The 6,992-nt window shown below is 43.1% G+C and carries 5 protein-coding genes and 1 pseudogene; 3 read left to right on the forward strand and 3 right to left on the reverse strand.

The genetic code is table 11. The features are described from left to right. Positions 1-562 precede the first annotated feature (562 nt). Together EI164_RS13680 and EI164_RS13685 are read left to right on the forward strand one after the other, a co-directional pair. Complete coding sequence (locus EI164_RS13680) at positions 563-1,255, forward strand: TetR family transcriptional regulator (protein WP_192520485.1); 693 nt, start codon at positions 563-565, stop codon at positions 1,253-1,255. Between the two features lie 93 nt (positions 1,256-1,348). After that, positions 1,349-3,526 carry a molybdopterin oxidoreductase family protein gene (locus EI164_RS13685; protein WP_192520486.1) on the forward strand — a complete coding sequence of 726 codons (2,178 nt, stop codon included), beginning with the start codon at positions 1,349-1,351 and terminating at the stop codon, positions 3,524-3,526. Between the two features lie 74 nt (positions 3,527-3,600). Here the strand turns inward: EI164_RS13685 and EI164_RS13690 are convergent, their stop codons facing one another. Beyond that, the gene (locus EI164_RS13690; RefSeq protein WP_192520487.1) at positions 3,601-4,926 is read right to left on the reverse strand and encodes a D-amino acid dehydrogenase; all 1,326 of its coding nucleotides are present in this window, start codon (positions 4,924-4,926) and stop codon (positions 3,601-3,603) included. 141 nt (positions 4,927-5,067) lie between these two features. After that, on the reverse strand, positions 5,068-5,808 hold the full coding sequence (locus EI164_RS13695; RefSeq protein ID WP_192520488.1) for a YgfZ/GcvT domain-containing protein: 741 nt from the start codon (positions 5,806-5,808) through the stop codon (positions 5,068-5,070). A 268-nt stretch (positions 5,809-6,076) separates the two neighbouring features. Between EI164_RS13695 and EI164_RS13700 the strand changes: the two genes are divergently transcribed. Further along, positions 6,077-6,430, forward strand: coding sequence for a zinc ribbon domain-containing protein YjdM (locus tag EI164_RS13700; RefSeq protein WP_225739304.1), 354 nt, complete (start codon positions 6,077-6,079; stop codon positions 6,428-6,430). A 429-nt stretch (positions 6,431-6,859) separates the two neighbouring features. Here EI164_RS13700 and EI164_RS13705 read toward each other — a convergent pair. Further along, positions 6,860-6,992 (reverse strand): annotated as a pseudogene (locus EI164_RS13705) (IS1 family transposase); the annotation flags it as partial.

The raw sequence follows: 6,992 nt of genomic DNA on the forward strand, positions 1-6,992 counted from the left end.
CGTCTATGGGCATCTCACAACTCCATTGTATTCTTGGTCGAAAACAATAGATTAGTGAGGTGCTCTTCTTTTTTCAATCACTTTCGAAGTTGAGAGTGGGGTAGTGTTGCTTAATTACAATTAATGAAATGGCTATGTTACTTGTACCATGGTTATGTCAAAAATCCCTAAGTTTGAATGGTAGTTAGTAACTGTTATCAGTCTAGTGCTTCGTAAAATACTAGGATCTGTTGAACATTCAAATGCTCTACTGGTAGCAATTATTTTTAGACAATATGCAGCTGCTATCTCTCTTTTTATCTAATAACCTCTCGATAATAATTTCTGCTGATTTTTCTAAGCGCTTGTTCTATGGATGATGCAGGGTGATAACCAATCTAAAAAGATTGCCACGATTTTGGCTATAGACTTATCAGGATAATAACTATAACCTTATAGTTGAGATATCGCCCAATACAGTCAGTCCACTATAATATTTTCAGTATCGTAAATATTTTTGGATGTACTCACCTTAAAGATAAGCGGCTGATGTATGTTCACCTTAGATAAGGATATGTTTGTTGTGAATGCTACTGCACATTTAACCGCACCGATAGTGTCCAAACGCGATCTGGCCAAAGCCAAAACGCGACGGGCATTGCTAAAAAGCGCGCTACGGCTATACAGCTCAGAAGGTGCTCAGGGCATGAGTATGAATAAAATTGCCAAAGGCGCTGGCATTGCCCAGCCTAGTTTTTACAATCATTTTGACAGTCTTGATGCCCTACAGAACGAGTTGAGCGCTCAGCTAAAAGACAGCTATTTATCACCTATGCGTTTGGCATGGATAGACATGCTCAAAAACTATGATGTATTAAACACAGATCACTTTAATCAACAGTGTGAGCGCTGTTTGATGATGATTTTTGATTCTGCGTTCCAAAACATTGCATTGTTTCAGCACTTACTAGAAGACCGCCCGCGGCTAGAGGCCAGTATAAAAAGCCCATCAGCGTTAAAAAACGGACTAGGGAATTTGGTCACCGACATACAAGAGGAGTGGGCAGAAATATTTATTCAAGGCTTGCAGTTATCTGGTCGTTCTTTTGAGCGTACCGAGGTCAATCTTTGTGTCGATATCGCAAGCGCACAGGTACACGAGTTAATACTAGGCTGTCATCAGCAGCGCTATTCCAGACCACAGGCAATTGCCGCGTTGAAAGCAAGCTTTGATGCGCTGTTCGCCCATTTTTTACAAGGAGGCAGGCGCAGTTAGTAGTGAGAACATTTAGTGATGACAAGGAATGAAGATAAGTAACAACAGTCATCGTAAAACCAGAGTCAGTAAAACACAAAAGGAAGCGTGATTATGACTACAACAGTAGCTACATCAAACACAGTCAATGAACAACTACATTTTAGAACCTGTACCTTGTGCGAAGCGATGTGCGGTGTCGAGATAAAACATGATGGCGAAAAAGTCTTGTCGATTAAAGGGGATAAAAACGACCCGTTTTCGCAAGGCTATATTTGTCCGAAAGCTACTGCCTTGCAAGATTTGCATGAAGATCCTGACCGTTTGCGGCAGCCTGTAGAGAGAACGGCAGACGGTTGGAAACCTATTAGTTGGCCAGAAGCATTGGATAAAGTTGCTGCAGGTATTCAATCTATCCAGCAAAAATATGGTCAAAATGCGTTGGGTGTTTATCTAGGTAACCCTAACGTACACAATATGGGTGGAATGCTGACCATCAAACAGTTACTCACCAGTTTAAAAACCCGAAGTCGTTTTTCCGCAACCTCAATCGATCAATTGCCACACCATATCGTCAGTATGCACCTATTCGGTCATATGCTACGTATTCCTATACCGGATGTGAATCATACCCAATATATGCTTATTATTGGAGGCAATCCGCTGGCCTCTAATGGCAGTATCATGACCGCACCAAACATGCGCCAAAAGCTAAAAGATATCAAAGCCCGTGATGGCAAAGTGGTGGTGATTGACCCAAGACGCACCGAAACCGCCGACATTGCTAGCGAACATCACTTTATCCGACCCGCCACGGATGTGCTGCTGTTACTAGCCATGTTGAACGAAATTTATGCACAAGGCTATGCAAAATTGGATAGTAAAGCCGCCACGCTAGCACCAGAAATTGATCGTATTGCCATGTTTGCCAAAGAATATACGCCTGAGTCGGTCGCCGATATTACCGGTATCGCTGCGCCTGAAATCAAACGTATGGTCAAAGAGTTTTGCGAGGCCGAAAGCTCAGTCTGTTATGGCCGTATGGGTATTTCGGTGCAAGAGTTTGGCTTGTTGAGTCAGTATCTATCGATGGTTATTAATATTGTGACTGGCCGCCTAGATGAAGTGGGCGGTGCAATGTTCCCTAACCCTGCCATCGATGTGGTGAACAGCTCAGGCCCAGGTTATTTGGGCAAACGTCACAGCCGCGTGAGTCACTTACCTGATTTTAATGGTGAGTATCCAGTCGTTGCCATGGCAGATGAGATGCTAGTAGCAGGTGAGGGGCAGTTAAAAGGTTTTATGATGGTTGCTGGAAACCCTGTTATCAGCACGCCAAATGGTGAAAAATTGGACAAAGCTTTATCACAATTAGAGTTTATGGTCTCACTTGATTATTTTGTGACAGAAACCAGTCGTCATGCCAATATTATTTTGCCACCAGTATCGCCATTAGAACGCGATCATTACGACATCACGTTTAACGGTTTTGCGGTGCATAACGTGGCTAAATATTCACCGGCCTTGTTCGACAGAAAAGACAATGCAATGCATGACTGGGAGATTTATTTAGAATTGGCCGATCGCCTGGACAAAGACGCACCAGAGGCCACCCAAAAAGAGCGTGCAGCGACAAAAGCATTCGGACCAAAAATTCTATTAGAGCAGGGTTTAAAATACGGTCCTCACAGAGAAGCGGTCACGATAGAGACATTGCTAGCAAACCCACACGGCATTGATTTAGGCCCATTACATAGCATGTTACCAGAGGCTATTAAACATGCTGATAAACAGATTCATTTACATGTGGATTTTTATCAGGCGGATTTGGCGCGCGTGCGTGAGATGGTACAGCAGTACAATGAAGATGAGATTCTATTGATTGGGCGTCGGCATGTACGCAGCAACAATTCGTGGTTACATAATAGCCATCGATTGGTAAAAGGCAAATCTCGTTGTACGTTAATGCTGCATCCAAAAACGGCAGAGCAGCATGGCATTATCAATGGTCAAAACGTCAGAGTGACCTCGCGTGTGGGTAGCATCGTCATTGCAGCAGAAGTAACCGACGAGCTAATGGCAGGGGTGGTGAGTATCCCACATGGTTTTGGTCACGGCCGAAAAGGCGTTAAGCAGCAAATTGCTCAAGCACATGCAGGAGTCAGCGTTAACGATTTAACTGATGACACTTTGATTGATCAGTTAAGTGGCAATGCGGCCGTGAATGGTGTGCCGGTACAATTAGAAGCACTGGACTCAGTTGTAGATATCGCATTGGCTACTGCATCATAAAACTTGATAGATAGCAGGATAGCTTAGGGCGTATTTGTGAGTGTTTAACAGGTTTTAATATATTGATATTCTGATTAAACACTCATACCCACAAAGTCAAAATCAACGTTAGGCTTTTCGCCTTGTATCAATAAGCTGACGGCTTTTGCAGAGCCACAAGAATGCGTCCAACCTAATGTACCATGACCAGTATTAAGCCATAAATTATCAAACGTGGCTGAAGCGTTATGACTACCATGTCTGACTTGACCGCAGTGTGCACGACCAATCAGCGGTACGTTTGAGGGGGTCATCGGTCTTAATCCTGTCCAATATTGCACAGAATTGGCAATAATACCTTTAGGGAATAACTGCTGTACGCGGCGGGTAATGGCCTCGCAGCGTGTGGTATTTAAGTCTAGGTTGTAGCCATTAAATTCTGCAGTACCAGCCACACGCAATTTATCTCCTAACCGCGAGGCCACCAGTTTGAACTCATCATCAATTAAGCTCACAAAAGGTGCTAAATGCGGCGCACGTGGATTTACAGTATAAGTGGCAGAGTAGCCTTTTGCCGGAAAAATTGGCACATGAATACCCAGCGGTTTTAATAAGCTGACGCTATAACTGCCCAGTGCCAATACATAGTTGTCTGCTGTGAAGGTTTGTGCATTTTCGCCTGTTGGACGGATAGTAACACTATGCACGTGCGGGGTTTTGGCTTCGCTATCGGTATTGAGCGCTAGAATTTCGGTATCGTACATAAAATGCACGCCAGCATCCATGCAGTGCTGTGCCAACCGCTGAGTAAATAGATGTGCATTGCCTGACTCATCACGGCTGGTATAGGTTGCGCCAGTCAGTTTATGCGCAATAGGAGATAGTGCTGGTTCCAAGCTCACAGCGTTATTGATATCAATGACATGGCGTTCGCAGCCAAGTGCTTGCATACGCTCTGTGGGTTTAATCGCAGCATCAAATTCGGCTTGGCTGGTATAAAAATGCATAATACCGCGCGTCTGTTGCTCGTAATTAATACCGATATCGGCGCGTAGTTGCTGTAACGCACCTCTAGAATATAGCCCTAAGCGAACCATTTGCACAAGGTTAGCATCGGCTTTATCGGCGCGGCATTCTTGTAAAAACTGCATGGCCCATTTGAGCTGCGCCTTATCAGCCCGCAGGCGATAAAGTAGTGGCGCGTCTTCTTTAAAAAGCCATTTTAGTGCTTTTTTTGGGGTAGCAGGGTTGGCCCACGGCGTGGCGTGTGATACCGATATTTGACCGCCATTGGCAAATGAAGTTTGTAAGCCTGCTGCCGGTTCGCGTTCAATCACAGTCACATCATAACCTGCTTGACGAAGATACCATGCGGTGGTCACACCGACCACGCCTGCTCCTAGTACTGCAATATGTGTCATAGGATTTTCTGCCGTGACTATAGAATCTGTTAATTATTCAAATATTAGGGCTGATGATTGCTCAAATTGCACCACATTTGGATGTTCAATAGACCCTAAAATAGTAAAATAATTAGGGGTGTTTATTGATGATACGCCACCTTACTTAGCGCGGGCAACATCTGCTTGTAAGGCGGCTGGCAAGTTGAGCGTGGTTAGTGCGCTGTCGGCAAGGTGTTCTGGACGTGCAACCACCAATGCTTCAAAACCGTGGTCGGTTGCAATGGCATTTACAACTTGGATTTTATTTAGCTTGTCACCTGCACTGGGTAGTACATCTTCGCCTTGTACGTAATGCAAAAATGCCTTAGGTGCAGATTTAAAATAAATACGCGCAATCACCTCTTGACCTAAGTAACAGCCTTTGTCGTAGTCCATACCGCCGCGCTGATGCAAGCGCAATTCTTGTGGCTGAAACTCGCCTTGGGTGGCGGCAACTATCCAATAATTGCCAGTAGCAATGCTACATTGCATCCATGCTTGCGTATCCTGTTCGGTATTGTGCGTATCGTCATGGCTAAAGGTTGGTTCATCAGCGAGCATACAAGGGTAAATTAAAATTGGCGCGCTGGTATCAAATTTGGAAAAAGCGCCAAACTTTTTGAGGTGGACAAGTAGCGAGTCTGTACAGTCAGCACTGATCACCACATCAAAATGTTGCTCGGCTTGTTTTTTAATCCAAATACCAAACTCAATACGGCCTTTTAAGTTGCAAATAGCGGCTGCTTGGTAACTCAGCCCCAGCTTAGTCACATCACACGTAAGCTGTCCTTGTAAAAACTTTTCGGCGTCTGCGCCTACAATGCTAATTTGTTGAAACTGCGGTATAGAAACATGACCCATTGTTATTATCCTTTTAATGTCAATTTATTCATTAAAGACGTCAGTGTTGATTTTTTTGATAAAAAACTGTCTGCGTAAATGTAAATGAGACTAAGAAGAGTACCACAAAAACTACCGTCATAAAAAACGTCAGCGCTAAGTGGTCAGTTAAGGTATAAGTTGGGTGCTGAGCGCAGTTTTCAAGCGTACAAGTTGGTGAAAATAGGTGAGTTACGGTACAATAAGGCCTTTGCAATAAACTTAATTTATAATGGCTATCGAGGAAATTATGAGCTTACCCAATTGCCCTAAATGTGATGCTGAATATACTTATGAAGATGGTGCGTTACTGGTATGTCCTATGTGTGCTCATGAATGGACAGCAGCAGAGACTGATGCGGAGCAAGCTGAAGAACAAGAGGCAGTCATTCGTGATGCAGTTGGCAATGAGCTGCAGGACGGCGACGCGGTAACCGTGATCAAAGACCTAAAAGTAAAAGGCTCTTCAACTGTCATTAAAGTAGGCACCAAAGCCAAGAGTATTCGCCTGTTACCAGATGCGACTGATGGCCATGATATTGATTGTAAATTGGATGGCTACGGCCCGATGAAGCTCAAGTCATCGGTGGTGAAAAAAGCTTAAATAGATCGCTTACAAACGCATTGTATTGAGCGCAGTTTTAGTGACTGATAGGATTATTTGTTTTGACATTTAAGGTCTACTAACTATATGAATGCATAAGCTTATTTATGTTTTTGATAAAGATATGCAAAAAGATGACCACCTAAACTTAGGTGGTTTTTTTGTATCATTATTCCTAAATCCGGGTGATGCCTAAGTTTAAAAAAGATGATGAGTCTCTCCAAAATCGTTTCGTATACAAGGCACCTTATAACCGCTTATTTGATACTCGTTTTAAACTTCTTTAACTATACCCTTAAAGTCAACATGGTTTTTTGTAAGAAATAATGAATAACTATGTAGTTTTTCTTTATATATAATAAAATAAATACGAAGAAGTGGTTTTTCTGAAGTATTTTTATTGGTGGTGTTCTAAAAAGTATGCTGGCATCAGACGTAGCCATAATTGATGTAAAAGAACACCATATCAAACACTTTGAAGTGATTATCGAGCTTCTTAGAGAAACAACAGGTTTTTCTAACCGCTCGTCTTAATCGGTGTCTAAGGCGACAGTTATTACCC

The organism is Psychrobacter sp. FME13 (genome assembly GCF_014861395.1).
Taxonomy (GTDB): Bacteria; Pseudomonadota; Gammaproteobacteria; order Pseudomonadales; family Moraxellaceae; genus Psychrobacter.